Annotated in this window: 25 protein-coding genes; 21 read left to right on the plus strand and 4 right to left on the minus strand. The window is 38.3% G+C overall.

Annotation, left to right across the window (positions count from 1 at the left end):
• The first annotated feature begins 156 nt into the window (after window positions 1-156).
• From EUBHAL_RS13000 to EUBHAL_RS13060, 14 genes are all read left to right on the plus strand, one after another.
• Entirely contained in the window at window positions 157-666 is a 510-nt protein-coding gene (locus EUBHAL_RS13000; RefSeq protein WP_005350848.1) for an NUDIX hydrolase, read from the plus strand.
• A gap of 271 nt (window positions 667-937) precedes the next feature.
• Window positions 938-1,093, plus strand: a complete 156-nt coding sequence (locus tag EUBHAL_RS15965; protein WP_005350850.1) for a hypothetical protein — start codon at window positions 938-940, stop codon at window positions 1,091-1,093.
• Window positions 1,094-1,380: 287 nt separating this feature from the next.
• Window positions 1,381-2,775 (plus strand): magnesium transporter, encoded by a 1,395-nt coding sequence (mgtE, locus tag EUBHAL_RS13005; protein WP_044923551.1) that lies wholly within the window; start codon window positions 1,381-1,383, stop codon window positions 2,773-2,775.
• 320 nt (window positions 2,776-3,095) lie between these two features.
• Window positions 3,096-4,280 (plus strand): AI-2E family transporter, encoded by a 1,185-nt coding sequence (locus EUBHAL_RS13010; protein ID WP_044923569.1) that lies wholly within the window; start codon window positions 3,096-3,098, stop codon window positions 4,278-4,280.
• Between the two features lie 208 nt (window positions 4,281-4,488).
• Window positions 4,489-5,511 (plus strand): alpha-hydroxy-acid oxidizing protein, encoded by a 1,023-nt coding sequence (locus EUBHAL_RS13015; protein WP_044923553.1) that lies wholly within the window; start codon window positions 4,489-4,491, stop codon window positions 5,509-5,511.
• A 212-nt stretch (window positions 5,512-5,723) separates the two neighbouring features.
• On the plus strand, window positions 5,724-6,386 hold the full coding sequence (locus tag EUBHAL_RS13020) for an HAD family hydrolase (RefSeq protein ID WP_005350865.1): 663 nt from the start codon (window positions 5,724-5,726) through the stop codon (window positions 6,384-6,386).
• A gap of 518 nt (window positions 6,387-6,904) precedes the next feature.
• Window positions 6,905-7,126, plus strand: a complete 222-nt coding sequence (locus EUBHAL_RS13025; protein WP_005350867.1) for an alpha/beta-type small acid-soluble spore protein — start codon at window positions 6,905-6,907, stop codon at window positions 7,124-7,126.
• Between the two features lie 271 nt (window positions 7,127-7,397).
• A complete protein-coding gene (gene tig, locus EUBHAL_RS13030; RefSeq protein WP_005350868.1) occupies window positions 7,398-8,717 on the plus strand; it encodes a trigger factor in 1,320 nt (439 codons plus the stop codon).
• A gap of 69 nt (window positions 8,718-8,786) precedes the next feature.
• Complete coding sequence (gene clpP, locus EUBHAL_RS13035; protein WP_005350870.1) at window positions 8,787-9,371, plus strand: ATP-dependent Clp endopeptidase proteolytic subunit ClpP; 585 nt, start codon at window positions 8,787-8,789, stop codon at window positions 9,369-9,371.
• A 201-nt stretch (window positions 9,372-9,572) separates the two neighbouring features.
• Entirely contained in the window at window positions 9,573-10,871 is a 1,299-nt protein-coding gene (gene clpX, locus EUBHAL_RS13040) for an ATP-dependent Clp protease ATP-binding subunit ClpX (protein WP_005350871.1), read from the plus strand.
• Between the two features lie 271 nt (window positions 10,872-11,142).
• Complete coding sequence (gene lon, locus EUBHAL_RS13045; protein ID WP_005350872.1) at window positions 11,143-13,449, plus strand: endopeptidase La; 2,307 nt, start codon at window positions 11,143-11,145, stop codon at window positions 13,447-13,449.
• Window positions 13,450-13,592: 143 nt separating this feature from the next.
• Window positions 13,593-14,186, plus strand: coding sequence for a ribosome biogenesis GTP-binding protein YihA/YsxC (gene yihA, locus EUBHAL_RS13050; RefSeq protein ID WP_005350873.1), 594 nt, complete (start codon window positions 13,593-13,595; stop codon window positions 14,184-14,186).
• 210 nt (window positions 14,187-14,396) lie between these two features.
• Complete coding sequence (locus tag EUBHAL_RS13055) at window positions 14,397-15,356, plus strand: ketopantoate reductase family protein (protein ID WP_005350874.1); 960 nt, start codon at window positions 14,397-14,399, stop codon at window positions 15,354-15,356.
• A 341-nt stretch (window positions 15,357-15,697) separates the two neighbouring features.
• Entirely contained in the window at window positions 15,698-16,147 is a 450-nt protein-coding gene (locus EUBHAL_RS13060) for a SpoVA/SpoVAEb family sporulation membrane protein (protein ID WP_005350875.1), read from the plus strand.
• 34 nt (window positions 16,148-16,181) lie between these two features.
• Here EUBHAL_RS13060 and EUBHAL_RS13065 read toward each other — a convergent pair whose 3' ends face one another.
• Window positions 16,182-17,330 (minus strand): sensor histidine kinase, encoded by a 1,149-nt coding sequence (locus tag EUBHAL_RS13065; RefSeq protein ID WP_005350876.1) that lies wholly within the window; start codon window positions 17,328-17,330, stop codon window positions 16,182-16,184.
• Window positions 17,327-18,004 (minus strand): response regulator transcription factor, encoded by a 678-nt coding sequence (locus EUBHAL_RS13070; protein ID WP_005350878.1) that lies wholly within the window; start codon window positions 18,002-18,004, stop codon window positions 17,327-17,329. The genes EUBHAL_RS13065 and EUBHAL_RS13070 overlap by 4 nt, the downstream gene beginning before the upstream one ends.
• Window positions 18,005-18,156: 152 nt before the next feature.
• On the opposite strand from EUBHAL_RS13070, the gene EUBHAL_RS13075 reads away from it, so the two are divergent.
• From EUBHAL_RS13075 to spoVAE, 7 genes are all read left to right on the plus strand, one after another.
• The gene (locus tag EUBHAL_RS13075) at window positions 18,157-18,297 is read left to right on the plus strand and encodes a CD1871A family CXXC motif-containing protein (protein WP_070101355.1); all 141 of its coding nucleotides are present in this window, start codon (window positions 18,157-18,159) and stop codon (window positions 18,295-18,297) included.
• Complete coding sequence (locus EUBHAL_RS13080; protein ID WP_005350880.1) at window positions 18,290-19,162, plus strand: 4Fe-4S binding protein; 873 nt, start codon at window positions 18,290-18,292, stop codon at window positions 19,160-19,162. The genes EUBHAL_RS13075 and EUBHAL_RS13080 overlap by 8 nt, the downstream gene beginning before the upstream one ends.
• Before the next feature lie 16 nt (window positions 19,163-19,178).
• A complete protein-coding gene (locus tag EUBHAL_RS13085) occupies window positions 19,179-20,072 on the plus strand; it encodes a TlpA disulfide reductase family protein (protein WP_044923560.1) in 894 nt (297 codons plus the stop codon).
• A gap of 130 nt (window positions 20,073-20,202) precedes the next feature.
• Window positions 20,203-21,072: a hypothetical protein gene (locus tag EUBHAL_RS13090; RefSeq protein ID WP_005350882.1), complete on the plus strand. Its 870-nt coding sequence runs from the start codon at window positions 20,203-20,205 to the stop codon at window positions 21,070-21,072.
• 25 nt (window positions 21,073-21,097) lie between these two features.
• On the plus strand, window positions 21,098-21,859 hold the full coding sequence (truA, locus tag EUBHAL_RS13095) for a tRNA pseudouridine(38-40) synthase TruA (protein WP_005350883.1): 762 nt from the start codon (window positions 21,098-21,100) through the stop codon (window positions 21,857-21,859).
• Between the two features lie 326 nt (window positions 21,860-22,185).
• Window positions 22,186-23,202 (plus strand): stage V sporulation protein AD, encoded by a 1,017-nt coding sequence (locus EUBHAL_RS13100; protein WP_005350884.1) that lies wholly within the window; start codon window positions 22,186-22,188, stop codon window positions 23,200-23,202.
• A gap of 9 nt (window positions 23,203-23,211) precedes the next feature.
• Window positions 23,212-23,568, plus strand: a complete 357-nt coding sequence (gene spoVAE, locus EUBHAL_RS13105) for a stage V sporulation protein AE (protein WP_005350887.1) — start codon at window positions 23,212-23,214, stop codon at window positions 23,566-23,568.
• Between the two features lie 9 nt (window positions 23,569-23,577).
• Here spoVAE and EUBHAL_RS13110 read toward each other — a convergent pair whose 3' ends face one another.
• Entirely contained in the window at window positions 23,578-24,576 is a 999-nt protein-coding gene (locus tag EUBHAL_RS13110; protein WP_005350893.1) for a response regulator, read from the minus strand.
• The gene (locus EUBHAL_RS13115) at window positions 24,576-25,868 is read right to left on the minus strand and encodes a PocR ligand-binding domain-containing protein (RefSeq protein WP_005350895.1); all 1,293 of its coding nucleotides are present in this window, start codon (window positions 25,866-25,868) and stop codon (window positions 24,576-24,578) included. The genes EUBHAL_RS13110 and EUBHAL_RS13115 overlap by 1 nt, the downstream gene beginning before the upstream one ends.
• Window positions 25,869-25,958 lie beyond the last annotated feature (90 nt).

Here is a 25,958-nt window from a genome sequence, read left to right on the forward strand (position 1 = left end):
AGGCTGTCTATTTCTAATCCGCAAATCTTTTAAAACATAAATTCTGACTTTACTGAGAGCGTCTCCTTTGCTGCGCAAATCAGAATTGTTTTCTTCTCGCTGTCGTGTTATTATGGACAAGACAATTATGAAGAATTTATACAGGAGATGATTACAATGGAATTTTGGGATATTTATGATGAGAATAAACAGTTAACTGGACGAATGATGAAGCGCAATGACTGGTGCTTAAAAGATGGAGAGTACCATCTGACCGTTCTTGGTGTTATCGCAAGACCAGATGGAACTTTTTTAATTACAAAACGTGTTATGACAAAAGCATGGGCACCTGGCTGGTGGGAAGTTTCCGGTGGCGGTGTGCAGGCTGGAGAGTCTTCTGAAGAAGCGGTACAAAGAGAAGTGAAGGAAGAGACGGGTCTTGATGTGCGTAATGCGGAAGGCGGATATTTGTTTACTTATAAGAGAGAGAATCCTGGTGAGGGAGATAACTATTTTGTAGATGTATATCGCTTTGTAATGGATATTGATGAGAATGATGTATCATTTCAGGAAGCAGAGATTGATGGATATATGTTTGCAACAAAGGAGCAGATTGAAGGATTTGCTGCGGAAGGTAAGTTTCTTCATTATGATAGTATTAAGCAGGCATTTTCGTTTGAAAAATAATGTTGTAGAGTGCATTTGAAAAAACAAAAGGCGAATTTTTTTGAGACATTTTATAGAATTTTTTGTTATAGAAAAATAGCGTGTTTTTAGATTTTGTTGAGAAAACGATTTGTCATATTAAGAATTTTATAAAGATATCCTGTTAATGATATTTATGTAAAAATATAATTAAAAGTTACTTTGTAAAGCAGCGTATAATTAGCGTAAAAATGAAGAGATATCTTTGTAATTAAGGCAAAAAGACTTGATTTTACGGATGCATTATAGTAGAATGGCAAACGGTTTTAAGATTGATTTAAGATTAGATTCAGGAAAGGAAGTGAAATACATGGACAGTTGTGATAGTGCGGGGCGAAGTATGATTTGCGGTGGCAGTAAGAAGATTTTGACATGGCTGAACGTGGATTTCATTTTTAGCTGTGCCTGATTTTGGATGTCTCTATATGATATTTTTTAAATATTTCTTTTTTCTCCACCGCGTGGATGGATTCCTGTACAGTTCGCACACAAATTCAGTATGTGAGAGAATCGCATACAGTGAATAGCTGGCTGATGAACTGCCGAATGGTTTTTGAATCGGTGTACCTGTAGTAGTGATATTTTTGAATAACTTATTTTCTTTTTATGAAAATTATGTTGTTGGCTATAAGGCGAGAGACAGTACACAGAAAGCGGTGGACTTTTTATGCCCTTTTTGGGGAAGAAAGGAGAGATATGATGGAGAAAATGTTAAAGAAACCGGATTATGCAAAAGAGATTCTTGCGATTATGCATGGCTCTTTTTCAAAAGAGGAAATGCTTGACCGAATTGCTGATTACCATGAAAATGATATTGCAGAGGCTTTTGAGCTTCTGTCAGAGTCCGAGAGAAAAAGCTGGTACCAGATGTTTGGGCCTGAACAGATTGCGGAGATTTTTTCGTATATTGATGACCCGGATTCTTATTTGAAGGAACTGCCTTTAGATGAGGCTGCAAAAGTGCTTTCTTTTATGGATTCCGATGATGCGGTTGATATTTTAGATGAGATGGATCATTCCACGCAGGAAAAACTGGTCGGATTGCTCGATGAGGAATCGGGACATGACATTAAGATGATTCTCTCTTACGAGGATGATGAGATGGGTAGCAAAATGACTACCAATTTCATTGTGATTCATAATAATCTGACGATTCGCCAGGCGATGCGTGAATTAGTACAGCAGGCAGGGGAAAACGATAACATTTCCACAGTGTATGTTTTAGATGAAAATGATAAATTTTATGGTGCGATTGATTTAAAAGATTTAATCGTGGCAAGACAGGAAGACAATTTAGAAGACATTATCAGTACCTCTTATCCTTATGTAAATGACCACGAAATGATAGATGATTGTATTGAGAGAATCAAGGATTACGCAGAGGATTCTATCCCGGTTCTGACAGAAGATAATTTATTAATCGGTGTTATCACAGCAATGGATATCATTGAGGCCGTTGATGAAGAAATGGGAGAAGACTATGCAAAGTTAGCCGGTCTTACTGCAGAAGAAGATTTAAAAGAAACAACAATTGAAAGTATGAAAAAACGACTTCCGTGGTTGATTATTCTCTTATTCCTCGGAATGGGAGTTTCCTCTGTTGTCGGTGTCTTTGAGACTGTTGTTGCCGTACTTCCTGTTGTTATGTGTTTTCAGTCATTAATCCTTGACATGGCAGGAAATGTCGGAACCCAGTCATTAGCTGTAACGATCCGTGTATTAATGGACGAGACATTAAGCACAAAACAGAAACTTGGTCTTGTAGTAAAAGAAATGAGAATCGGTTTATGCAATGGCCTTTTCCTTGGCGTTTTAGCATTTGTATTTATCGGATTCTATATCTGGCTGCTCAAGCATAATCCAGTTGCACATGCCTTTGTAATTTCCGGTTGCGTTGGATTCTCACTTATGACAGCAATGGTCATTTCAAGCATGGTAGGAACCCTCGTGCCAATGTTTTTTCACAAAATTAAGATTGATCCAGCAGTTGCATCAGGTCCACTGATTACGACAATCAATGACTTGGTTGCTGTTGTTACCTATTATGGATTAGCATGGCTGTTGCTGATTCATGTACTGCATATGGTTTGATTTATTAAAAAGACAGACGAACGAGACGAACCCCAAAAGACAATATCCCCCATATCTGTGGCCTCGGAGCTGCGAGGTCACAGATATGGGGGATATTGTCTTTTGGGGTTCTAAGTTTGCGTCTGCTATAGCTTTGAATTTTAATCATTTTGTAAGTTGTAAAATACAGGAAGGTAATGTATACTAAAGTTTGTTCGAAAATGAAGGAATCTGTTTCATCTGCTTTTTATATGGGAACTTTAAAAATGCAGGGGGATTTACGAAAGCATTATGCGAAACATCGGAAGAAAGGAAGCGCGTAGCAGGTGAAGGATGACGAGATGAAAAGATATTTAAAAATAGGAATTATCGGAGCGGCGATATTGGCATCGGGGATTTTATGTGCATTTGTATTATTTAAAATGCCAGTTATTATTTCCGTTTTAAAGGGGATTACTGAGATTTTGAAACCATTTTTATATGGAGTGGTATTCGCATATCTTCTGGCTCCTTTGTGTAATAAAATAGAAGAAAAACTATTTCAGATTTTCCCGAAAGCAAAGACAAAAGCAAGAAGATTTATCTGTTTTATAGCAATCGTAATATCATTATGCGTAGCAATTGCGGTTATATGGCTCATTATCATGATGATTATTCCGCAGGTATGGGATAGTGTTATGAAGATTATCCAGATGGTGCCGCAGAAACTTATTGTAGTAAATAACTGGATTGAACATATGCTTGAAAATCAGCCAGAATTACAGGCATATTTTGAAGAATTTTCAAGTCAGGCAGAAAGCAATATCGACAGTCTTTTAAATGTAGACACGATACAGAAAGTGCAGAGTATTATCAACAGCCTCAGCGTACAGTTATTTGGAGTACTTGGCGTTGTTAAAAATATTTTCCTGGGATTATTGATTTCGGCCTATCTTCTTGGAAGCAGAAAGCTTTTTGGGGCGCAGGCTGGACTCATTTTACACGGAGTATTTTCTGACAAGTGGGCAAAAATTATTGAGGAAGAAATCCGCTACACAGACAAAATGTTCAATGGATTTTTAGTAGGAAAAATTATTGATTCTGCAATCATCGGACTTTTATGTTTTGCAGGAACATCCATTATGGGATTTGAGGCACCGGCATTTATCAGTGTGATCATCGGAATTACAAACATTATTCCGTTTTTTGGTCCATTTATCGGAGCAATTCCATGCGGTTTATTACTTCTTTTGGAAAATCCAATGCATTGTCTTTACTTTATTATTTTTATTTTCGTATTGCAGCAGCTTGATGGTAATGTTATCGGACCGAAGATTCTTGGAAATACAACTGGTGTCTCAAGTTTCTGGGTATTATTTGCCATTTTATTATTTGGCGGAATGTGGGGAGTTGTCGGTATGGTTATCGGAGTTCCACTGTTTGCGGTTATTTATGACATCATAAGGAAACTGGTTTACCGCGGACTTCGCAAACATAAGAGAGAATCCATGATAACGGATTACGAGGAAAAATATCATAAATCCTGATTGCCGCAGGCAAAGAGACGCGCTCGGAGAATGAAATAACCTATATTTGTGGCCTCGTATCCAAACCTTGCTCCGAGACCACAAATATAGGTTATTTCATTCTCTGAGAGCTGACTGTGGATGCTGGCACAAAATCAGAAATTGCATTTTTATTTCCGAGGGTGTATAAATAACCTATACTATGCGATTTGAATTAGGAGGTAGTGGTATGACATATGAAGAGGTAATGAAAAAAGCAAAATCAGAGATTGGACCATACTGTAAAGTTTGTCCACAGTGTAACGGAAAAGCCTGCAAAAACCAGATGCCAGGCCCAGGTGCTAAAGGGGTAGGCGACGTTGCTATAAGAAACTATGACGCATGGAAAGATATCCGAATTAATATGGATACTATTTGCGAGAATGTAACACCAGATACAAGCATTGAGTTGTTTGGAGAGAAGTTTGATTATCCATTTTTTGCAGGACCTGTTGGAGCAATGAAGCTTCACTACGGGGATAAATATGATGATTTGACCTATAATGATATTTTAGTTTCTGCCTGTGCAGCAAATGGAATTGCAGCATTTACAGGAGATGGTACAAATCCAGATGTATTTAAGGCAGCAACGGCAGCGATTAAGAAGAATCACGGACAGGGGATCCCAACAGTTAAGCCTTGGAATATCGAGACAATCCGTGAAAAGATGGATATGGTGCAGGATTGTGGAGCGAAAATGGTTGCCATGGATATTGATGCAGCAGGACTTCCATTTCTTAAGAATCTTAATCCACCGGCAGGAAGTAAGACAGTAGAGCAGCTTGGTGAGATTGTCAATGCGGCAGGAATTCCGTTCATTGTAAAAGGGATTATGACAGTAGCAGGAGCAAAAAAAGCATTTGATGCCGGAGCAAGTGCAATCGTAGTATCTAATCATGGTGGAAGAGTTCTTGACCAGACACCAGCAACTGCAGAAGTATTGGAGAGAATCGTAGAGTGGAATCAGGGACGTATGAAGATATTTGTTGATGGCGGTATCCGTCAGGGAACCGACATTTTCAAAGCATTAGCAATGGGAGCTGATGCCGTACTTATTGCCCGTCCATTTGTACAGGCAGTTTACGGCGGCGCAGAAGAAGGTGTCAAACTATACATCGAAAAACTTGCCGCAGAACTTTCTGACACAATGGCAATGTGCGGAGCCGCATCCATTAAAGACATCAGCCGCAGTATGCTGTATCGTCCAATGTAGATATAGTTAAATAAGATTTTTGATTTCGGGCAAATGACATATGTGGTTTGTCCGAAACTACAGTGTGCGCAGATATTTTTGATTTCTCAAGCACACTCTGGAAATAGAATATATATATATATCTGAAGTTTATAATAATAAACTAACGAATTGAGTTATGATTAGATGCGAACATATAAAAAGATATATTAAGAGGATAAGGAATACAAAACATGAATAAAAAAGACACCGTAGTATTTGACCTTGATGGAACCTTACTTGATACATTAGAAGATTTAAAAAACAGTGTGAATTATGCAATGACACAGTGTGGCTATCCAGAGCATACTTTAGATGAAGTGCGAAGATATGTAGGAAATGGGATTCTTTTGCTAATGCAGAGAGCCATTCCAGGAGGAAAAGACGATCCAAACTTTGATAAGGCATTTACTTTGTTCAAAGAACATTATGGAAAGCACTGTAACGATACAACAAAGTCTTATGCTGGCATTATGGAGTTACTTCACACTTTAAAAGAAAATAATATCAAGATTGCAATTGTTTCCAATAAGGCAGACTTTGCAGTAAAAGAATTAAATGCAATCTATTTTAAAGATTTAATTCCTGTTGCAATTGGAGAAAAAGAAAGCGAAGGAATCCGAAAAAAGCCAGCACCAGATACGGTAATCGAAGCATTGAAACAGCTCGGAAGCACTGCAGAAAACTCCGTTTATATCGGAGACTCCGATGTGGATATTGAAACAGCAAGAAACAGCGGCATGGATGAAATTCTATGCGACTGGGGCTTCCGGGGTGAAGAATTCTTAAAACAACACGGAGCCAAAATCATAATCAAAAAGCCGGATGAAATTCTATCCCTCATAGGGATTGAGTAGCACCCCTCCTCAGGGAAACAGACGACCCCAGAATCCTAAGAAACTATATTTGTGACTTTCGTCGCAGCGGTTTGAATGTTCGCTTATGCGCTCGCATTCAAACCTTGCTCCCAGGTCACAAATATAGATTATTTAGGATTCTGGGGTCTGTTTATATAATGTACCCATAATTTGGATGAATGATTTTTGTTTCAATTCCAAAACTAAAATTATTGAAATGTTGTCACAATCTTCAACATTAAAATATCTGCGATTATCCTTAATTTTCGAGTATTTGCACATATTGCAACAACACAGCGGAGTAGAAGCCTTGGGATGGCAACGACTCGAAAATTAAGGATAATCGCAGATATTTTAATTTCAGAACCCCTGGCAACATTTCAATAACAGCTCACTTGGATTATTGAAACAAAAATCATCACAAAAATCTCCCTACATTTACCATCATATTTTCTCCCTATTTGCACACAATAGGATTACGGTATTCAAATCGAAGATTCATTACGGAGGTAGAGACAATGGCAAGTAATAAAAATTCTTCATCTAACAGAGTAGAAGTACCGGAAGCAAGAGACGCAATGGACCGTTTTAAAATGGAAGTAGCCAACGAACTTGGTGTGAATTTAAAACAGGGATATAACGGAGATATTACTGCAAGAGATGCCGGCTCCATCGGAGGAGAAATGGTTCGTAAGATGATCAAGAGACAGGAAGAGGAAATGGCTGGTCAGAGCCGCTAAATTTTCGCTGGTTCTTTAGAAGAGTCCCTTACTGAAATCAGAATACCGTAAGAATGAGCTGTCTGCCCTTGAAAATGAGGACAGACGGCTTATTTTGATGTTTTTTCGGTGGTTTTCTGCAAGTTTTCTATCAGTTTTTCGTCAAATAGTTATAGACAGTGAATATTTCTCATGCTATAATGTTTAAATGTGTTTTCATATAATTAAAATACAAAATGAGTTTACTATGAATAAACTTTAAATAAGGAACATATTAAGGAGGATACTAAAAATGAGCGTACAGGTTGAAAAATTAGAGCATAATATGGCCAAGCTTACTATCGAGGTAGAGGCATCTAAATTTGATGCAGCAATGAAGAAGGCTTATAATAAGAAGAAAGGCTCTTTTAATCTGCCAGGTTTCCGTAAAGGAAAAGTACCTATGTATATCATTGAGAAAGAATATGGCGCAGGAGTTTTCTACGAAGATGCAGCTAACGAACTTATGCCAGAAGCTTATGCAGCAGCATTAGAAGAGAGCGGTCTTGAAGTAGTTTCCCGTCCGGAAGTAGACGTAACTCAGATTGGAAAAGGACAGAACTTCATCTTTACAGCAGAAGTAGCTGTAAAACCAGAAGTGAAATTAGGAGAATATAAAGGCTTAGACGTACAGATGGATTCTGTAGAAGTAGCTGATGAAGAAGTAGAAGCTAAATTAAAAGAGGCTCAGGAACAGAATGCCAGAGAAATCACTGTAGAAGACAGAGCTGTACAGGATGGAGATATCATTACTCTTAACTATGCAGGTACTGTTGATGGTGTTGCATTTGACGGTGGTACAGCAGAGAACCAGCAGTTAGTAATCGGTTCCCACACATTTATCGATAATTTCGAAGAGCAGTTAATCGGCGTTGAAATCGGTGGAGAAAAAGACGTAGAGGTTACTTTCCCAGAAGAATACCATGCACCAGATTTAGCTGGTAAGGCTGCAGTATTCCATGTAGAAGTTCTTGGAATCAAGGAAAAACAGCTCCCAGAAATCGATGACGATTTCGCACAGGATACAACAGAGTTCGATACTCTTGAAGAGTACAAGAACGATATCAAAGAAAAACTTGCTACAGCAAAAGAAGAGCAGGCTAAATCTGCCGCAGAGAACGCTCTTATCGAGCAGATCGTAGAGTCTTCTGAGATGGATATCCCAGATGCTATGGTTGACTTCCAGGTAGACCAGATGGTAGATGAGTTCAAACAGAGACTTTCTTACCAGGGACTTTCTCTTGAACAGTATGTTCAGTTCTCCGGACAGAACATGGATGCTTTAAGAGAAAACATGAAGGGCGACGCATTAAAGAGAGTACAGGGAAGCCTTGTTCTTGAAGCAATTGTTGCAGCAGAGAATATTGAAGCAAACGAAGAAGACTTAAAGAAAGAATTTGAAAAGATGGCTCAGATGTATCAGATGGAAGCAAGTCAGATCGAAGGCATGATTCCAGAAGAACAGAAAGAGAACATGAAGAAAGATATCGCAGTCCAGAAAGCAGTTGAATTTGTACTGAATCAGGCAAATGTAACAGAAGCTACTGAAGAGCTTGATTTTGAAGAAAAATAGGAGTAACTTAAAGATAGTTACACATAATTAAAATTTCTGGTTGCTGTTTATGTAGAAACAGGAGGAATTATGAGTTTAGTACCTTATGTCATTGAACAGACAAGTCATGGGGAGAGATCTTATGACATCTATTCCCGTCTTTTAAAAGAGAGAATTATTTTTCTTGGTGAAGAAGTGAACGATACCACAGCGAGCTTAATCGTATCTCAGCTCCTTTTCTTAGAGTCTGAAGACCCTGAGAAGGATATCAGCTTATACATTATGAGTCCGGGTGGTTCTGTGACTGCTGGAATGGCGATTTATGACACCATGCAGTTTGTAAAGTGCGACGTATCCACAATTTGTATGGGTATGGCAGCCAGTATGGGAGCATTCCTTCTGGCCGGCGGCGCAAAAGGAAAACGTCTGGCTCTTCCAAATTCTGAGATTATGATTCACCAGCCATCCGGCGGTGCTCAGGGACAGGCTACAGAGATTGAGATTGTGGCAGAACACATTCTGCATACAAAAGAAAAATTAAACAGAATTCTTGCAGAGAATACTGGTCAGCCATACGAGAAAATCGTTCAGGATACGGAAAGAGATAACTATATGACAGCCGAGCAGGCAAAAGCATATGGTCTTATTGATGCCGTGGTTGAGAAAAGACAGTAAGATGTATTTTTGAAATCTCAGTATATCTGCTTCTAGTGCGTGTTTGGAAAATGCTTTCATAAAGATGCGTGTTATATAAACGTTTTAGGGCGGGCTGAAAGATTTCGGAAATACATGAAATAATAGGGTTACCACAGCTATCAATTATAGTTGTGGTAACTTTTCTATGAGACAGATTGCAAGCAGGAGTGAGGTGACAATATGGCAACACGATCCGACAACAACAAGCAATTCAGATGTTCATTTTGTAATAAAACGCAGGATCAGGTAAGAAAGCTCGTAGCTGGTCCAAAGGGCGTTTATATCTGTGACGAATGTATTGAAGTATGCACAGAAATCATGGAAGACGAGTTTGAAAATTTTAATGAAGACACACAGGAAATCAATCTGATGAAGCCAAAAGAAATGAAGGCTTTCTTAGATGATTACGTTATCGGTCAGGATGAGGCGAAAAAGGTTTTATCCGTAGCAGTATATAACCATTATAAGCGTATACTGGCAGGTGGAAGCTATGATGTAGAACTTCAGAAGAGTAACATCATCATGCTTGGACCTACTGGTTCTGGTAAGACACTTCTTGCACAGACATTAGCAAGACAGTTAAATGTACCATTTGCCATTGCAGATGCGACAGCATTGACAGAAGCAGGTTATGTAGGAGAAGACGTAGAGAATATCTTACTGAAGCTGATTCAGGCGGCAGATTACGATATCGAGCGTGCACAGACTGGTATCATTTACATTGATGAGATTGATAAGATTACAAGAAAGTCAGAGAATACTTCTATCACAAGAGATGTTTCTGGTGAGGGAGTACAGCAGGCTTTATTAAAGATTTTAGAGGGAACTGTAGCTTCTGTTCCGCCACAGGGTGGAAGAAAGCATCCGCATCAGGAATTCCTTCAGATTGACACGACAAATATTTTATTTATTTGTGGTGGAGCCTTTGATGGCCTTGAAAAGATTATTGAGAACCGTATTGGAAAGAAATCTATCGGTTTCCAGGCAGAGATTATGGAACAGCGAAAGAAGGACGTAGGTGTTTTATTAAAACAGGTTCTTCCAGAAGACTTTGTAAAGTTTGGATTAATTCCAGAATTCATTGGCCGTGTTCCTGTCAATGTATCTCTGAATCCATTAGACAAAGATGCTCTCGTAAAGATTCTTACAGAGCCAAAGAGCGCATTAGTAAAACAGTACCAGAAGTTATTTGAGATGGATGGTGTAGAGCTTAAGTTTACTGATGATGCCTTAGAAGCAATCGCAGAAAAGGCAATTGCGAGAAATACAGGAGCCAGAGGACTTCGTTCTATCATGGAATCTGTAGTAATGGATTTAATGTACACGATTCCATCGGATGATTTAGTAGAATCCTGTACAATTACAAAAGAGACAGTGGATGGAAGCGGTGAGCCGGAGCTGACTTATCATGACCAGCCAGTAACCAAAAAGACGGTTACAAGAAAGCGTCAAAAGAAAAATAACAACGAAATCGCTTAACATGTACTGTTAAGAGGCACAGGCTGACACAGGAGGGAGTTTTTTGTTACCTTTGTGCCAGCCTTTTTATATAATAGTACGATTTTCATATAAATAATGTAGACTGCTTTTTGTCAATAAAATGGTTAAATGAGACAATAGACAGTATTGCTCGCTGAAGATAACATAGTTTGATGAAAAGCTAATTATTTAGAAAAATATCATTAAGATAGTATATTACTAATTTATTATAAAAAATAAACATAAAAATACTCCGAAAAAGGAGGAACAAATGGAGAAACAAATATTACCTTTGCTTGCATTGCGGGGCAAGATGGTTTACCCAAATACTTCTGTGTATTTTGAAGTATCAAGGCCAAAGTCAATGGCAGCTTTAGAACAGGCGGTAAATCATGAACAACGGATTTTTCTGGTGAATCAGATTGACCCATCTTTAGATAAGCCGGAGGAAGAGGATTTATATACTGTAGGAACAGTTGCGAAGATTCTTCAGATGGTAAAAGCCGGACAGGGCGTATTGAGAGTATTTGTAGAGGGTGAGGCAAGAGCCAGAATCACATCTTATATAGAATTTGATGGATGTGTGAAGGCAGAAGTCGAAGAGATTCCTGATACAAATTACCCGGAAAATCCAGTGGAAGAGGAAGCATTTTTTAGAATGTTAGAAGAGGAAGCGCAAGAATTTTCCGAGAAGAATCCGGGATTTTTTGCACCACAGCTTCAAAAAGCCATTGATGAAAAAGAATTACTTCTACTGATTAACGAACTGGCATCCCAGCTTCCATTTGAACTTGGAAAGAAGCAGCAGATTTTAGAAGAGTCTGATGTGAAAAAACAGGTAGAGATGCTCCTTGCCATTTTGAAAGAAGAAGTGGAAATCAGTATCATCCGTAATGAACTTGCAGAAAAAGTAAAGAAAAATGTAGATAAAAACCAGAAAGATTATCTTTTAAGAGAGCAGCAGAAGGTAATCAGAGAGGAACTTGGCGAGGATGACATTGTCTCAGAAGCAGACGAATACCTCGAAAAATGTGAGGCATTAAAAGCCTCTAAAGAAGTAAAAGATAAAATCAAAAAAGAAATCAAGCGTTACAAAAAGATGCCTCCTGTTGCGGCAGAGAGTACAATGACGAAGAACTACATCGAGACAATGCTTGAAATGCCGTGGAACAAGGTTTCAAGAGATAGCAAGAGCCTTGAAAAAGCAATGGAAATCTTAGAGGAAGATCATTACGGACTTAAAAAAGTCAAAGAACGAATCCTTGACTATCTTGCTGTTCGTTTCCTTACGAAAAAGGGAGAGACACCGATTCTTTGTCTCGTAGGTCCTCCGGGAACGGGAAAAACTTCGATTGCAAAGTCCATAGCCAGAGCACTTCATAAGAAGTATGTTCGTATTTCTTTAGGTGGTGTGCGAGATGAGGCAGAAATCCGTGGACACAGAAAGACATATGTCGGAGCAATGCCAGGAAGAATTGCTGAGGGAATCCGTCAGGCAGGTGTAAAGAATCCCCTCATGCTTTTGGATGAAGTAGACAAGGTAAGCAGCGATTATAAAGGAGATACAGCATCTGCACTTCTTGAAGTGTTAGATGGAGAGCAGAATGTAAACTTCCGTGATCACTATCTTGAAGTACCTTTAGATTTAAGCGAAGTATTCTTTATCGCAACAGCTAATGACCTTACACCAATTCCAAAACCTTTGCGTGACCGTATGGAAATCATCGAGCTTTCCAGTTACACAGAGAATGAAAAGTTCCACATCGCAGAAAATTATCTTGTAAAGAAGCAGAGAAAGTTAAGCGGACTTACAAAAAAACAGGTAAGCATTTCTGATGAAGTTATCCGTGAGGTTATTCATTTTTATACAAGAGAAGCCGGAGTACGTAATCTTGAGCGTACTATTGGACAGCTTATGCACAAAGCCGCCCGCAAAATCGTTGAAGGTGAAGAAAAGGTCGATATTAAGAAAAAGTCTTTAAAAGAACTTCTTGGGCCAGCGCCATTTGAGGATGAAGATGAGAACTTAAAACCGCAGATTGGTGTTGTGAGAGGACTTGCATGGACCAGTGTTGGTGGAGATACGCTTTCCATTGAAGTAAATGTCATGCCAGGAAAAGGAAAGATGGAGCTTACCGGATGTATGGGCGATGTCATGAAAGAGTCTGCACAGATTGGTCTTAGTTATGTCCGCTCTATTGCTGAAAACTATGGAATTGACAGCGGTTATTTTGAAAAACATGATATTCATCTGCATATTCCAGAAGGAGCCGTACCAAAAGACGGTCCATCTGCAGGAATCACAATGGCACTTGCCATCCTTTCTGCAATTACAGGCATCCCAGTTCGAGGGGATATTGCTATGACAGGAGAAATCACTCTTCGAGGAAAAGTTCTTCCAATCGGCGGCTTAAAAGAAAAACTCTTAGCAGCTAAAACCGTTGGTGTAAAAGAAGTCCTTGTTCCAGCAAGAAATAAACGAAACGTTGTAGAACTTGATGAAGAAATTACAGATGGCATGAAGATTACTTATGTTGAGGATATGAATGAAGTGATTGAACATGCTATGAAAAAGTAACTACGATGTTTGAATAATTAAGTCATTGATTTCTATCAAAGATAATAGCTAAATAATCAATACATATTAAAATTTATGATTTAGATTAACTGATATATATATATTGAACCATGGTTTAAAAAGTTAGAGAAAGGAGGAAAAACATGGTTATAAAAAATGTAAACTTAGAAACTGTATGCGGAATTACAAGTAAGCTTCCTAAAAACACATTACCAGAAGTTGCATTTGCCGGTAAATCAAACGTAGGGAAATCATCCCTCATTAATGCCCTTGTAAACAGAAAGTCTTTAGCAAGAACTTCAGGACAGCCAGGAAAAACACAGACCATTAACTTCTACAACGTAAATGAAGAAATGTATATTGTAGACCTTCCAGGATATGGTTATGCCAAAGTATCTAAAGAAGTCGCAGCAAAATGGGGACCGATGATAGAAAACTATCTTCATACTTCTGAACAGCTTCGTATGGTATTCTTACTCATTGACCTTCGCCATAAGCCAACCAATAATGATGTACAGATGTACCGCTGGATCTTAAGCAACGGTTTCTCTCCGGTAATTGTAGCAACCAAAGCCGATAAAATCAAACGAAGCCAGCTTCAAAAACAGTTAAAACTGTTAAAAGATACTTTAAAAGTAATCGAAGGTGTTCCAATCGTACCATTTTCTGCTGTCACAAAAGCAGGAAGAGATGAAATCTGGGAACTGATCGAGGAATATGCATTAGCTGAAGAATAAACAAACGGACGAACCCCAAGAGAGAATAGAACCTATATCTGTGGCTGGATAAAGTTTGTCTGTTTTAGTTGACGAAGACATAGATGGGTTCTATACTATGGTATGGTTTTGTCCGAGTTGTCACTGCCTGCGGCAACTCGGTATTTTCAAAACCCTGATTAATTGATATAATAGAAGCGGTTTTTTACAAAAATTTATGAGGTGATAAACATGCGGATAAAATCAGTAGCAGTTCTCGGAGCCGGAGCAGTAGGCTCATATATTATCTGGGGACTTTCAAATCGTAAGGATATTAAGCTTGGCGTAATTGCGGAGGGAGAGAGAAAAGAACGTCTTGAGAAAAATGGATGTTTGATTAATGAAAAAGTGTATCATCCAGAAGTGTGGACTCCAAGCGAAGCTAATGGAGTTGACCTTTTGATTGTTTCTCTGAAGTATGGAGCTTTACCGGGGGCTGTTGACAGTATTAAAGAAGCAGTTGGAGATAATACAATTATCATGAGCCTTATGAACGGAGTAGACAGTGAAGAGATTATATCTGAGAAAGTAGATGCATCTCATATTTTGCACTCGATTATTAAGGTAGCTTCTCATAAAGAAGGAACAGGTTATTGTTTTGATCCGGAGACTACGATTGGAATAATCTTCGGAGAGATTTCTGCGCCATTTGAGAGTGAGAGAGTAGAGGAGATTAAGGAGCTTTTTGCAGATACAGGCTTACATTTTCGTGCGACAGAATATATTCGTGAGGAGATGTGGAGTAAATATCGCTTAAATATCTGTAATAATCTTCCGCAGGCGATTCTTGGAGCGGGAGTTGGCTGTTATAGCGACAGTACACATATGAAGGCAATCAGTGACGGACTTAAGAAGGAAGTCGAGGCTGTTGCAGCGGCAAAAGGAATTGATATGAGCAAGGTAGATATAAAGTCCGCCCGGGGAAGTGCGGTTCCTCCAACAGCACGTTATTCTACATTGCAGGATATTGATGCCGGACGTCATACGGAGATAGATATGTTTTCCGGAGCGTTAGTGCGAATGGGAAAAGAACTTGGCGTTCCAACACCATATAATGAATATACATATCATATGATAAAGGCATTGGAGGAGAAGAATGATGGGCTTTTTGATTATGATGGGAAAAATGCAGAAACGACCTGCGCGAAATAACTTCTGATTTGTAGAATTTGAAAAATAAACAGACGAACCCTCCTCCTCTGTAATCTATAAAAATGCTTCGTTTCACTGCGTCCAAGCTGCTCATCCGCAACTTGAACTTGCTCTAAGGCGCATTTTTATAGATTACAGAGGAGGAGGGTTCTGTGTATTTCAGTCCTACAAATCAGTTGAAAAAAATTTGGGGATGGGGACAGAAGAAATAGTCTCTCTTTGGGAGCGTCTCCTTTGCCTGCGGCAAATCAGAAATTAATTTTCTGGGGTGGGAGAATATTTTCAGTGTATTAGTACATACTTAGTATACTATATGAAAATTTTGAAGGAGAGTGAAATGTATGAAAAAAGAATTTAGTAATCAGGAATACGCAGAGAAGGTAAAAAAGCTGACCCCTAAATTCAGCTCATTTTCAAACTGCTGGCATGCGTTTGTATCTGGAGGAGCGATATGTGTTTTGGGAGAGTTGATCCGTCAGATCGCGTATAATAGAGTTGGTGTGAGTGAGGAAAATTCATACATTGTAGTAAGCGTTTGCCTTGTATTGATCAGTGTTGTGTTGACGGGTTTTCAGCTTTATGAACCTTTGGCAAAGTGGTGTGGTGCGGGAACTCTCGTTCCAATTACTGGTTTTGCAAATTCTGTTGCATCACCAGCAATTGAATATCAAAAAGAGGGACAGGTTTTTGGAATTGGAGTGAAAATTTTTACGATAGCAGGTCCGGTTATTTTATATGGAGTATTTACAAGCTGGGTAATTGGATGTGTTTATTGGATATTTTTTTTATAGTATGTTGCATATAGTAGATGGTTATAAATTATTGTTATGGAAAAATCACTTCAAAAGTTGTGCCGGAGTTCGCATTATTTTTAACTAAAATGCTGCCGTTATGCACCCTTACAATCTCACGGACAAGTGCAAGACCGAGTCCCACGCCGCCAAGTTCCCGGCTTCTGGATTTATCCAGACGGAAAAAAGGTTCAAATATCCGTTCTTTAAGTTCTTCGGGGATACCGTTTCCAGTATCTTCAACTGTAAGATGAAGCTGACTGTTTTGCTGTGTGGCGTTTACTGTGACTGTTCCACCGGAAAAGTTATATTTTATGGCATTTTCGACAAGATTATATACAAGTCGATAGATGAGAATATCACTTCCCATTAAGAGTACATTGTCGCATTTTTCGATAAGGTTGATTCCTTTTTCCTGTGCAAGAGGTTCTAAATCAGCAAGAACCTCTTCAACAAGAGCAGATATTGCGATTTCTTCATCTCGTGCTATTGTTTGAAGCTCGCTCATATCAAGAAGCGTTCTTACCATTTTGCTGAGCCGTTCTGTTTGTTCGGTAATCATGCTTATAGTTTGTTGTGCAGATGTATCATTATTCGGATGCTTTGAGGAATTGTACAAATCTATCTGAAGCTGCATCACAGCAAGCGGTGTACGAAGCTCATGGGCAGCATTAGCGGTAAATTGCCTTTGCAGCTTAAATGCTTCTGACAGTCGTTCAAGCATTTTATTGTATGAAACACTAAGCTGGTTCAGTTCAGAGAATTTATTTTCTTCTATTCGGGAATCCGACAGGTTTTGTGCCTGCACTTCTTCAATTTTCTTTGAGAAATCACATAGTGGTTTTAGTGCATGGCCACTTATAAAAAATGTAATCACACCTCCAAGAAGAGATAACAGTGTTGAAAATAGCAGACTGCTTTTTTTGTAGTCAGCTTTATTATTATATACCTGAATGGAAAAATTCTTTGCAAAATTGTTCCACTCTTCATCTGGAATACTGATATAGATTTCATCTGGATTCTTCTCATTATTATCTTCGCTTTTAGCATCTACAGTATTTTGCAGAGAATCGATATAGTAGACTCCGTTTTTGTAGATAAATATAGTAAGGCTTCCGCATATCATTGCGATTAGTAAAGTAGTTATAATAGTGAGTCTCCACTGAAGCGACATTTTTTTCATGACACACCCTCCACAAGCTTATAACCTTCGCCAATCTTGTTTACGATGGGATCATAACCGAGCACTGATTTAAATTTTTTCCTGAGAGATGACATGTGTACCCGGATAGAGCCGCTAAAACTGTCTATGGAAGCATCCCAAACATGTTCAATCAGTTCTTCCTGACTTACAGGCCTGCCTTGATTAAGAAGTAAATATTCTAAAATACCATTTTCCTTTCTGGTTAAAGGTACGAGTATTCCTTTGGCATATGCTTCCCGCTTTTTCGTATCAAACTTTATGTCTTTGCAATGCAAGCATATATCTTTTTGTACAAATTTACGTCTTGTAAGACTTCGGATACGGGCTTCTAGTTCTTGTATATGAAAAGGTTTTTCCATGTAATCATTAGCTCCGGCATCTAATCCTTCCACCTTATCTATAATCTGACTTCGTGCGGATAAGATAAGAACCTTCGTTTCTTCGTTTTCTTTTCTTAGTTCTCTTAGAATATCCATTCCGTCCATGCCGGGAAGATTAAGATCAAGCACAATTAGATCATAGTCTTCCGTCAAAATATAATCAAGAGCCTCATATCCATCATAACAGGTATCTACTTCATAGCCTGATTCGTACAAGCTTTTTGAAATGGTATCACATAATTCTTTTTCATCTTCAACAATTAATAATCTCAAAATAATCTCTCCATTCGCTTAACAGAAATTTTACACCACTTATTGTATAATACGAGAGTCACAAGGTCAACAAAGACAATAATAACAGTATACTTAAAAGTTTGTATAGAAACAATTTTAAGTATCTAATGAGTAAGGGGGTAATAAATATTTTGAAATGCAGGAAAATATCACAGTTTATTTTACTCATCGCCGGTGTGAGTATGATGAGCTATGGCGCTGTTAGAGGCGAAGCTGCCGTTGTGCTTGGTAAAGCAATAAAATTATGTTTGGAGTGTGTAGGAATTGGATAAAAAAACAAGTTTAATATCAAAAAAAATAGCCAGCCTGCGTGGCGGGATACAGGCGGCTGCCACATTGCTTACCAATATACATCTTCCTAATTTGTTTAAGGGAAAAATATATCAGGGAAATGCAAAAACAGTATGTGTGCCGGGATTGAATTGTTATTCCTGCCCTGCAGCGACAGGAGCCTGTCCGATCGGAGCTTTTCAGGCAGTAGTTGGTTCATCGCAGTTTAAATTTACATATTATATAACCGGATTTTTTATTTTACTTGGTGTAATGTTAGGAAGATTTATATGTGGCTTTTTGTGTCCGTTTGGATGGTTTCAGGATTTACTTCATAAAATCCCGGGGAAAAAGTTTTCCACAGAAAAATTAAGATTATTAAGGTATCTTAAATATATGATTCTTTTCGTTTTTGTTATATTTCTTCCAATATTTATAACAAATTCGATTGGAATGGGAGATCCGTTCTTCTGTAAATATATTTGTCCTCAGGGAGTTTTGGAAGGGGCAATACCGTTATCACTTGGCAATACGGCTATTCGGTCGGCACTTGGTAAGCTGTTTTCTTTTAAACTTATCATTTTAATTATGGTAATTCTTTTAAGTATCCTGTTTTACAGACCATTTTGCAAATGGATCTGTCCACTTGGAGCGATTTATTCACTATTTAATAAGATTTCATTTCTCAGCATAAAGGTTGAAGATGATAAATGCGTTGGATGTCATCAGTGCACAAAAGTATGTAAAATGGATGTTGATGTTATAAAGAGTCCAAATCATCCGGAATGTATACGATGCGGTGCCTGTATGAAAGCTTGTCCAAAAGATGCAATCCACTATCAGTTTATAAAATTTAATGACAAATAAAAGGAGGTTTTTTATTATGAAAACAAGAAGAACTATTATCATGATTCTTACACTTTGCGTAGCGTTATCATTTACTGCATGTACAGGAAAGGGAGATGTTGGAAAAGCAGACTCTTCATCTGTATCAGAGGGAACGGAAAAGACAGAAGATTTGCAGGCGAAACTGGATGATTTATACCAGCAGGAAAATGAGATTTTTGAAAAACATAAAGATGTCTGGGAAAAAGTATTTAGTAAGATGTCCAAAGCAGATGCCGGCTCGGATAATTATGCCGAATACCTTGCTTCCACAGTGGAATCAAACAAAAACTCTTTTACGGATGATGAATTAAAAACATTAAAAGAAGATATTGAGACAATCCGTGGAATTGAAGAGCAGATAACAGAAGTCGACAACAAATTAGATACATCAGGTGCTTCTGATTCCAAAGATGATGATACCATTGCTTTTAATAATGTTTCAGGAAAAGATTTTGATGGAAATGACGTTGAGGAAAATCTTTTTTCTAAAAATGCAGTAACGGTTATGAATTTCTGGTTTACAGGCTGCAAGCCTTGCGTTGCCGAATTATCAAAGCTTAATGAATTAAATGATGCGATAAAGTCGATGGGAGGAGAAGTTGTAGGGGTTAATACCGATACATTCGATGGAAAAGAAGCTACAATTAAGGAAGCAAAGAAAATACTTGAAAGTCAGGGAGCAAAATACCGAAATTTCGCATTGGATGCTAATTCAGATGCAGGAAAATATGCCTCTGAGATCATGGCATTTCCGACAACAATTCTTGTAGACAGAAAAGGTAATATTGTAGGAGAGCCAATGGTTGGCGGAATTGATAATCAGGAGAATTATGATACGCTTATGAAGCGGATTAAGTCCGTAATAGAGGCGGATAGTGCAAATAAATAATTAAGTTATCCTATACTGTTTGTTTAAAAAAGAATAAAAATATTTTACAAAGTCATTCACAGTAATATATAATACAAAAGAAATGTAAAAGAGAAATCTAAAAAAGGTAATTGATTGGGAGTACAAAATAATGGAAGACAGAAATCAGTTAGATAGGATATTTTCTTATATCGACGAACAGAAGAATATGGGGAAGACGGTTGCCGAGGAAGATATAGAAGAGAAGAATTATAAGGCACAGGAATTGTGGAAGGAGAAAGTCTGGAGGGGATATGCTGAGCTGAAGAAAGCTGGTTTTAAAGGAGGAGATAGCCTTTTTTTGATAGCGGCTTATTTTGCAGGTAAGCCAGATAAGACGATAACTCCACTTTTAAGAAGACTTCAGATGGTTATGAAAGAGAGAGAAGATTTAATTAGTGGAGGAATGCTGGCAGCTTCTTATTATGGTATGGAGGAACTTTCTATGCGTATTCCTGTTTTAGAAGAGGGAGTCAGGAATTTGTATGCAGACCAAAAAGATATAGAAGCTCTTACTGGAAGTATAATGATTGCAGATGGAGGACCTGCCGAAGTTGCCAAGGCGATACAGTGGTATATGTTTTTCGTCAAGAATGGATTTGATGTGAAGAAACGCCAGATGGCAAGGGTGATTGGACTTTTGGCAGTAATTTCTTCTTCCCCTGTGATGGTCGGTAGAGAATTAATGAATAGAACCAATGAGAGTATAGGAAGATATGAGAATGAACAAAAAGATAAAAACTATATGCAAGATACTTTTTGTGAACAAGTATGTACTTATATCAAGCAATTACAGAGAAAAGAGCAGGAAAAAGCAAAAAAACTTGGAAAGACAAGTTATAGGATGCTTACTGGGGAGAAGAATGTTACAGTAGTAGATTATACACAAGAGGAAGAAGTGAGCTTGAATGGAAGCAATATGCTTGTAGGTATGGAACAGGAAGTAGGATTAATTCTTTCAGCAATACATATGGGAGTATAGTGCTAAGAGAAAGAGAGAATATACAATGAAGAAAAATTATAAAATGACGATTTGTTATGATGGAAGCCGATATTATGGGTGGGAGCATCAGCCAGACAGAGATACGATACAGGGAAAGCTTGAGAATGTTCTTACAAGAATGTGTGGAGAGTTTATTGATGTTCTTGGTGCAGGCAGGACAGATGCCGGGGTACATGCCAGAGGGATGGTTGCAAATGCAGTTTTTGATGCTACAGATAAAGAAAGAGGCGGGAGAGAGAGGACTCCTGATGAGATTCGGGATTATATGAATCGATATCTTCCTGATGACATTGCAGTAAAAGAAGTGAGAGAAGCTTCTGAACGTTTTCATGCCAGATATAAAGCTGTAGGGAAACTGTATCGTTATACCTGTTATGATGGACCAGTTAAGCCTGTATTTCAGAGAAAATATGTGGCTGTATTAGAAAAACGTCCAGATGTGGAAAAAATGCAGCAGGCAGCCGCATATCTGGAAGGCAAGCATGATTATAAAAGTTTTTGTGGAAATCCTCGTATGAAAAAGTCTACAGTACGTGTTGTAGACAAGATTGAAATTACGAGAAAGGGAAGTTTTATTTATTTTGATTTCCATGGAACAGGATTCCTTCAGAATATGGTGCGAATACTTGTGGGAACACTTCTGGAAGTTGGTAAAGGGAAGATAAAACCAGAACAGATCCCAGAAATTCTTGAAGCAAAGAACCGCCAGATGGCAGGACCAACAGCACCGGCACAGGGGTTGTGTCTTATTAAAGTGGATTATTGATTTCGGGGATTAGACAAATAGGTGTTGGCTAAATAGACGAATACTGGAAGGAAAATAATCCCTATCTGTGACTTTAGTCGCGGCGCGTTGAATGTTCGCTTATGCGCTCGCATTCAACGCTTGCTCCGAGGCCACAGATAGGGATTATTTTCCTTCCAGTATTCTGTTTTTCAGCAATATTTAATGAGTCAAATTTAGAAATCTAGAAAGTTTCGCTCTTTAATAAGTCTGGGATGAATTAAATCAGAATACATAAATTCTTCTGATTTAGAAAATACTATCTTTCAGTAAGATGATGAATCAAAGTGAAAGAAAGGTGGTATTTTATGAAGCAAATGCAGGGAAAGCAGAGTATTTTATTTCAAAATCCAGTAAAGATACTAAGCCATGCCTGTGTGGGTGGTAAAAAAGAGGGTGAGGGACCGATAGGGAAACATCTGGATTTGATTGTAGAAGACCCGATGTTTGGTAAAGAAAACTGGGAAGAGAGTGAAAGTTGTTTTTTGAAAACTGCTGGAGAGATTGCGCTGCGAAAGGGAAAAAAGAAGAAGAAAGATGTGAGAATGGCTTTTTGTGGTGATTTGTTAGGGCAGCTTATTGCTTCTTCTTTTGGAATTGCAGAACTTGAAATTCCTTATTACGGTGTATATGGAGCCTGTTCTAGTATAGGGGCTGCTTTGTCTATAGGGGCGATGGCAGTGAATGGAGGGTTTGCGGATTTGGTGTTATCAGGGTGTTCGAGTCATTTTGCGAGTGCAGAAAAGGAGTTTCGTTTTCCTCTTGGCTATGGAAGTCAGCGTCCATACAGTGCGACGTGGACGGTAACTGGAGCGGGAGCCTTTTTATTAAATGAGGATAAAGGCGATGTGCAGATTCGGGGAATTACAACGGGGAAAATAAAGGATTATGGTGTGCAGGACCCGTTTAACATGGGAGCGTGTATGGCTCCGGCGGCCGCCGATACGATTTATCAAAGTTTTATAGATTTTGAGATGGAATCAGTAGATTTTGATAGAATTATTACTGGAGATTTGGGAGCAGTGGGGCAGAAGTTACTTTTTGAATTGCTTGACGAGAATCATAAAGATATTAAGAAAAATCATATGGATTGCGGAATGCAGATATTTGATGAAGAAAGTCAGGATACCCATGCAGGAGGAAGTGGATGTGCCTGTTCTGCATTAATGCTTTCAGCAGTGATATTGCCGAAACTTGCCAGTGGAGAATGGAAAAGAGTGTTGTTTGTACCGACAGGGGCATTATTATCGCAAGTGTCAGCAAATGAGGGAAGAACGATTCCGGCAATTGCACATGCAGTCTGGTTAGAATCCGGAAAGGAGTAGGGGAAAAGGATGATATATTTAAAAGCATTTGTTGTAGGAGGCCTCATTTGTACTTTAGTACAGATTTTTCTTGATAATACGAAGTTAATGCCCGGAAGAGTGATGGTGTTATTAGTAATAGCAGGAGTCATTCTTGGAGCTGCAGGATTATATGAACCTCTTATAAAATGGGCAGGCTGTGGTGCAAGTGTCCCGCTGTCTGGATTTGGATATAACCTGTCAAAAGGAGTGATAGAAGCAGTAAAGGAAGAAGGGGCAATCGGTTTATTTAAAGGCGGGTTAAAAGCTGCTGCTGCCGGAACAAGTTCTGCACTTATCTTTTCTTATATAGCCTCACTTATTTTCCAGCCAAAAATGAAAAGATAATGCTTTGCTTCATTTTAGCCGTTTTTTAAATTCTTGAATAGAGATTCCTTCTATTTTCTGAAATACTTTCTGAAGATAACTGCTCTCGTTAAAGCCTAGCATAAAGGCAACGTCAGAAGTGTTGTGTGTGGTAAAGATAAAGTTAATCTTGACCATTTGAATCTTGCGAAGACGGATATATTCCATTGTGCTGATGCCGAACTGGTCACGAAAAATACGACTTAAATATCCCTGGCTAATCATGCTGCCTTCTGTAATCTGGCCTAAAGAAATTTTTTCTTTGATATGCTGCTCGATAAAGAGGAAAACGCCCTCTAAAATACTATAACGCCGTATGCTTTTTTGTTGGTAGATATAATCCATTATTTTAAAAAGCCAAATTTTCATGATTTCGCCATTAACAAGCCAGGTATCAGGTAAAGGAAATAAATCCGTGATTTCGTTACGCTGATCCGCATACTCAAGAGAATCTAAAAGGCCATGTCCAATCTCGATAAAAGTCTTTTTTAAAGATTCAATACTTGCATTCTGGCTGGAGAAAATCTCATTAATGATAGAAGAAAGGCCAGCATAGGTTTCTGAAAAACTCTGAGAATTAGCTAATTCCAAAGCCTGAGAAAGCTGAGGGCAGACACTTTTATAAGTAGAAGGAGAAAAATTCTCCAGATAGGTGCTTATATCAAGAAAAGATACTGGCTTGGAAAAGTATTTTTTGATATGTAATTCCATTGCTTCTTTGGCAAAATGAAAGTCGGAGTAGGCAGAGAGGATGCATATTTCTGTCTGAGGGGAGTCTTCTTTTATCTTTTTGCCAGCTTCAATGCCGGTCATGCCAGGCATAATGATATCCATAAAAATAAGATGTACAGGATAGAGGCGGCAGATGGCAATCGCTTCAGCGCCATTTGCTGCTTCCCCGATAATCTGAAAGTTTTTAAAGCGTGAAATCATGGCACGCAGTGCATTTCGCATTAATGTGTCATCGTCTACAATTAATACATTGTACATTACATAATCCTTTCCTCATGAGAGATTGGTAACTTGATTATATCATGGATTTTAGAATTGTTCTGGTAACTCTCTTTGATTTCATAATTATTGCCAAAAATGCTGTAGAGTCTCTGTCGGATATTGCTGATAAGAGAGCGAAACGTATCATTATCCGGAAAGTTTTTGAAAGAAGAAGCAGGATTACTTTCTTCATTATCCGGGTTATAATCCGATACTATATCGATCGTGGTATATCCATTTTCACAGGAAATAGAAATGGCAATATCAAGGTGTCCAGTATTTACTGTGATCAGTGAGGCTGCCCGGTCTAAAAATGGAAAAAGAATATGCGAAGGTATTCTAAGCATATCTATTTCTTTTTTCGCAGTAATAGAGTAGGTAAAGGCATCTTCATATTTGATTTTTAGCATGTTAAAATAGGATTCAATCTGCTTTAACTCATCGGAAAGTAAGATATTATCTCCTGTAGTGCACAAACTGTATTTCAAATACTGAGCCAGAGCGACAGCCATCTGGTTTGTTTTTGGTGCATTTTCTAAGACAGAAAGATTTGCAATGTCAGTGAGCAGGGACAAAATAAAATGAGGGGTCAATTTTGCCTGCATATAATTTAATTCTTTCGTCAGGGAAGAATTTTCATATTCTAGTTCATTAATTTTAGAAGTCAGCTTTTGTTCCTGTATTTTGTGGGAATCATATTGCTGCTGGCGAAGCATTTCATTTTCGGCAAGCTGGTTTACCATCAGGTAGATAAGTTCAGCAATATCTGAAAATTTTTGGTATTCATAAGTTGGTAATTGCGCAAAGTATTCATCAACCTGAGCCTGATCTTCCTCAAGATATTCTGGCTGAATAAGACCAGAGAAGCGTGGAATATCATCTGGGGCATCGTTACATCTGACCTGGCCGGAAAGAAAGCCGCCTAAGAACTTTCCATGAACGATGATTGGAATAGCAACTTCCATCAATCCACAAGGACAAAAATAGATGCAGTATTTACGGGTGATAGCAGAACGGACAATACCAAATGCATCAGAGAGATTGCACAATTTTCCATTATTTCCACGCTCTCTGGTAAATTTGCAAAAAGGGGTAAATCCGGTCATGCAAGTAAGTGGTTCCCCGCGAAAATCGGCAGTAACAAAACCGAGTCCGGTAACTTTTGAAATGATAGACTGCAGATTTTCTAAAGGTTCTTTACCAAATAATTCAAGGATACCGACATCTGTATCGAAATTTCCTCTATTTTGTTCGTCATTATTAGAAAATAAATCTTTTTCAGTGTACAATGTGCTCTCCCTTCTATAGTAATTTCATAAAATACTGTAAAAAGATGATGTGGCATAGCGCAGTAATTTACGTTATAGAGTGCTTAGTTT

The sequence above is a fragment of the Anaerobutyricum hallii DSM 3353 genome (assembly GCF_000173975.1).
GTDB lineage: Bacteria > Bacillota > Clostridia > Lachnospirales > Lachnospiraceae > Anaerobutyricum > Anaerobutyricum hallii.

What these genes read in the sequence shown, in the direction of transcription:
- EUBHAL_RS13055 (WP_005350874.1), top strand. Translation starts at nt 14,397, where the DNA reads ATGCGGATAAAATCAGTAGCAGTTCTCGGAGCCGGAGCAGTAGGCTCA.
- EUBHAL_RS13065 (WP_005350876.1), bottom strand. Translation starts at nt 17,330, where the DNA reads ATGAAAAAAATGTCGCTTCAGTGGAGACTCACTATTATAACTACTTTA.
- EUBHAL_RS13000 (WP_005350848.1), top strand. Translation starts at nt 157, where the DNA reads ATGGAATTTTGGGATATTTATGATGAGAATAAACAGTTAACTGGACGA.
- spoVAE (WP_005350887.1), top strand. Translation starts at nt 23,212, where the DNA reads ATGATATATTTAAAAGCATTTGTTGTAGGAGGCCTCATTTGTACTTTA.
- EUBHAL_RS13020 (WP_005350865.1), top strand. Translation starts at nt 5,724, where the DNA reads ATGAATAAAAAAGACACCGTAGTATTTGACCTTGATGGAACCTTACTT.
- EUBHAL_RS13100 (WP_005350884.1), top strand. Translation starts at nt 22,186, where the DNA reads ATGAAGCAAATGCAGGGAAAGCAGAGTATTTTATTTCAAAATCCAGTA.
- EUBHAL_RS13090 (WP_005350882.1), top strand. Translation starts at nt 20,203, where the DNA reads ATGGAAGACAGAAATCAGTTAGATAGGATATTTTCTTATATCGACGAA.
- EUBHAL_RS13015 (WP_044923553.1), top strand. Translation starts at nt 4,489, where the DNA reads ATGACATATGAAGAGGTAATGAAAAAAGCAAAATCAGAGATTGGACCA.
- mgtE (WP_044923551.1), top strand. Translation starts at nt 1,381, where the DNA reads ATGATGGAGAAAATGTTAAAGAAACCGGATTATGCAAAAGAGATTCTT.
- clpX (WP_005350871.1), top strand. Translation starts at nt 9,573, where the DNA reads ATGGCAACACGATCCGACAACAACAAGCAATTCAGATGTTCATTTTGT.
- truA (WP_005350883.1), top strand. Translation starts at nt 21,098, where the DNA reads ATGAAGAAAAATTATAAAATGACGATTTGTTATGATGGAAGCCGATAT.
- EUBHAL_RS13110 (WP_005350893.1), bottom strand. Translation starts at nt 24,576, where the DNA reads ATGTACAATGTATTAATTGTAGACGATGACACATTAATGCGAAATGCA.
- EUBHAL_RS13010 (WP_044923569.1), top strand. Translation starts at nt 3,096, where the DNA reads ATGAAAAGATATTTAAAAATAGGAATTATCGGAGCGGCGATATTGGCA.
- clpP (WP_005350870.1), top strand. Translation starts at nt 8,787, where the DNA reads ATGAGTTTAGTACCTTATGTCATTGAACAGACAAGTCATGGGGAGAGA.
- EUBHAL_RS15965 (WP_005350850.1), top strand. Translation starts at nt 938, where the DNA reads ATGGCAAACGGTTTTAAGATTGATTTAAGATTAGATTCAGGAAAGGAA.
- EUBHAL_RS13025 (WP_005350867.1), top strand. Translation starts at nt 6,905, where the DNA reads ATGGCAAGTAATAAAAATTCTTCATCTAACAGAGTAGAAGTACCGGAA.
- EUBHAL_RS13085 (WP_044923560.1), top strand. Translation starts at nt 19,179, where the DNA reads ATGAAAACAAGAAGAACTATTATCATGATTCTTACACTTTGCGTAGCG.
- EUBHAL_RS13060 (WP_005350875.1), top strand. Translation starts at nt 15,698, where the DNA reads ATGAAAAAAGAATTTAGTAATCAGGAATACGCAGAGAAGGTAAAAAAG.
- yihA (WP_005350873.1), top strand. Translation starts at nt 13,593, where the DNA reads ATGGTTATAAAAAATGTAAACTTAGAAACTGTATGCGGAATTACAAGT.
- lon (WP_005350872.1), top strand. Translation starts at nt 11,143, where the DNA reads ATGGAGAAACAAATATTACCTTTGCTTGCATTGCGGGGCAAGATGGTT.
- tig (WP_005350868.1), top strand. Translation starts at nt 7,398, where the DNA reads ATGAGCGTACAGGTTGAAAAATTAGAGCATAATATGGCCAAGCTTACT.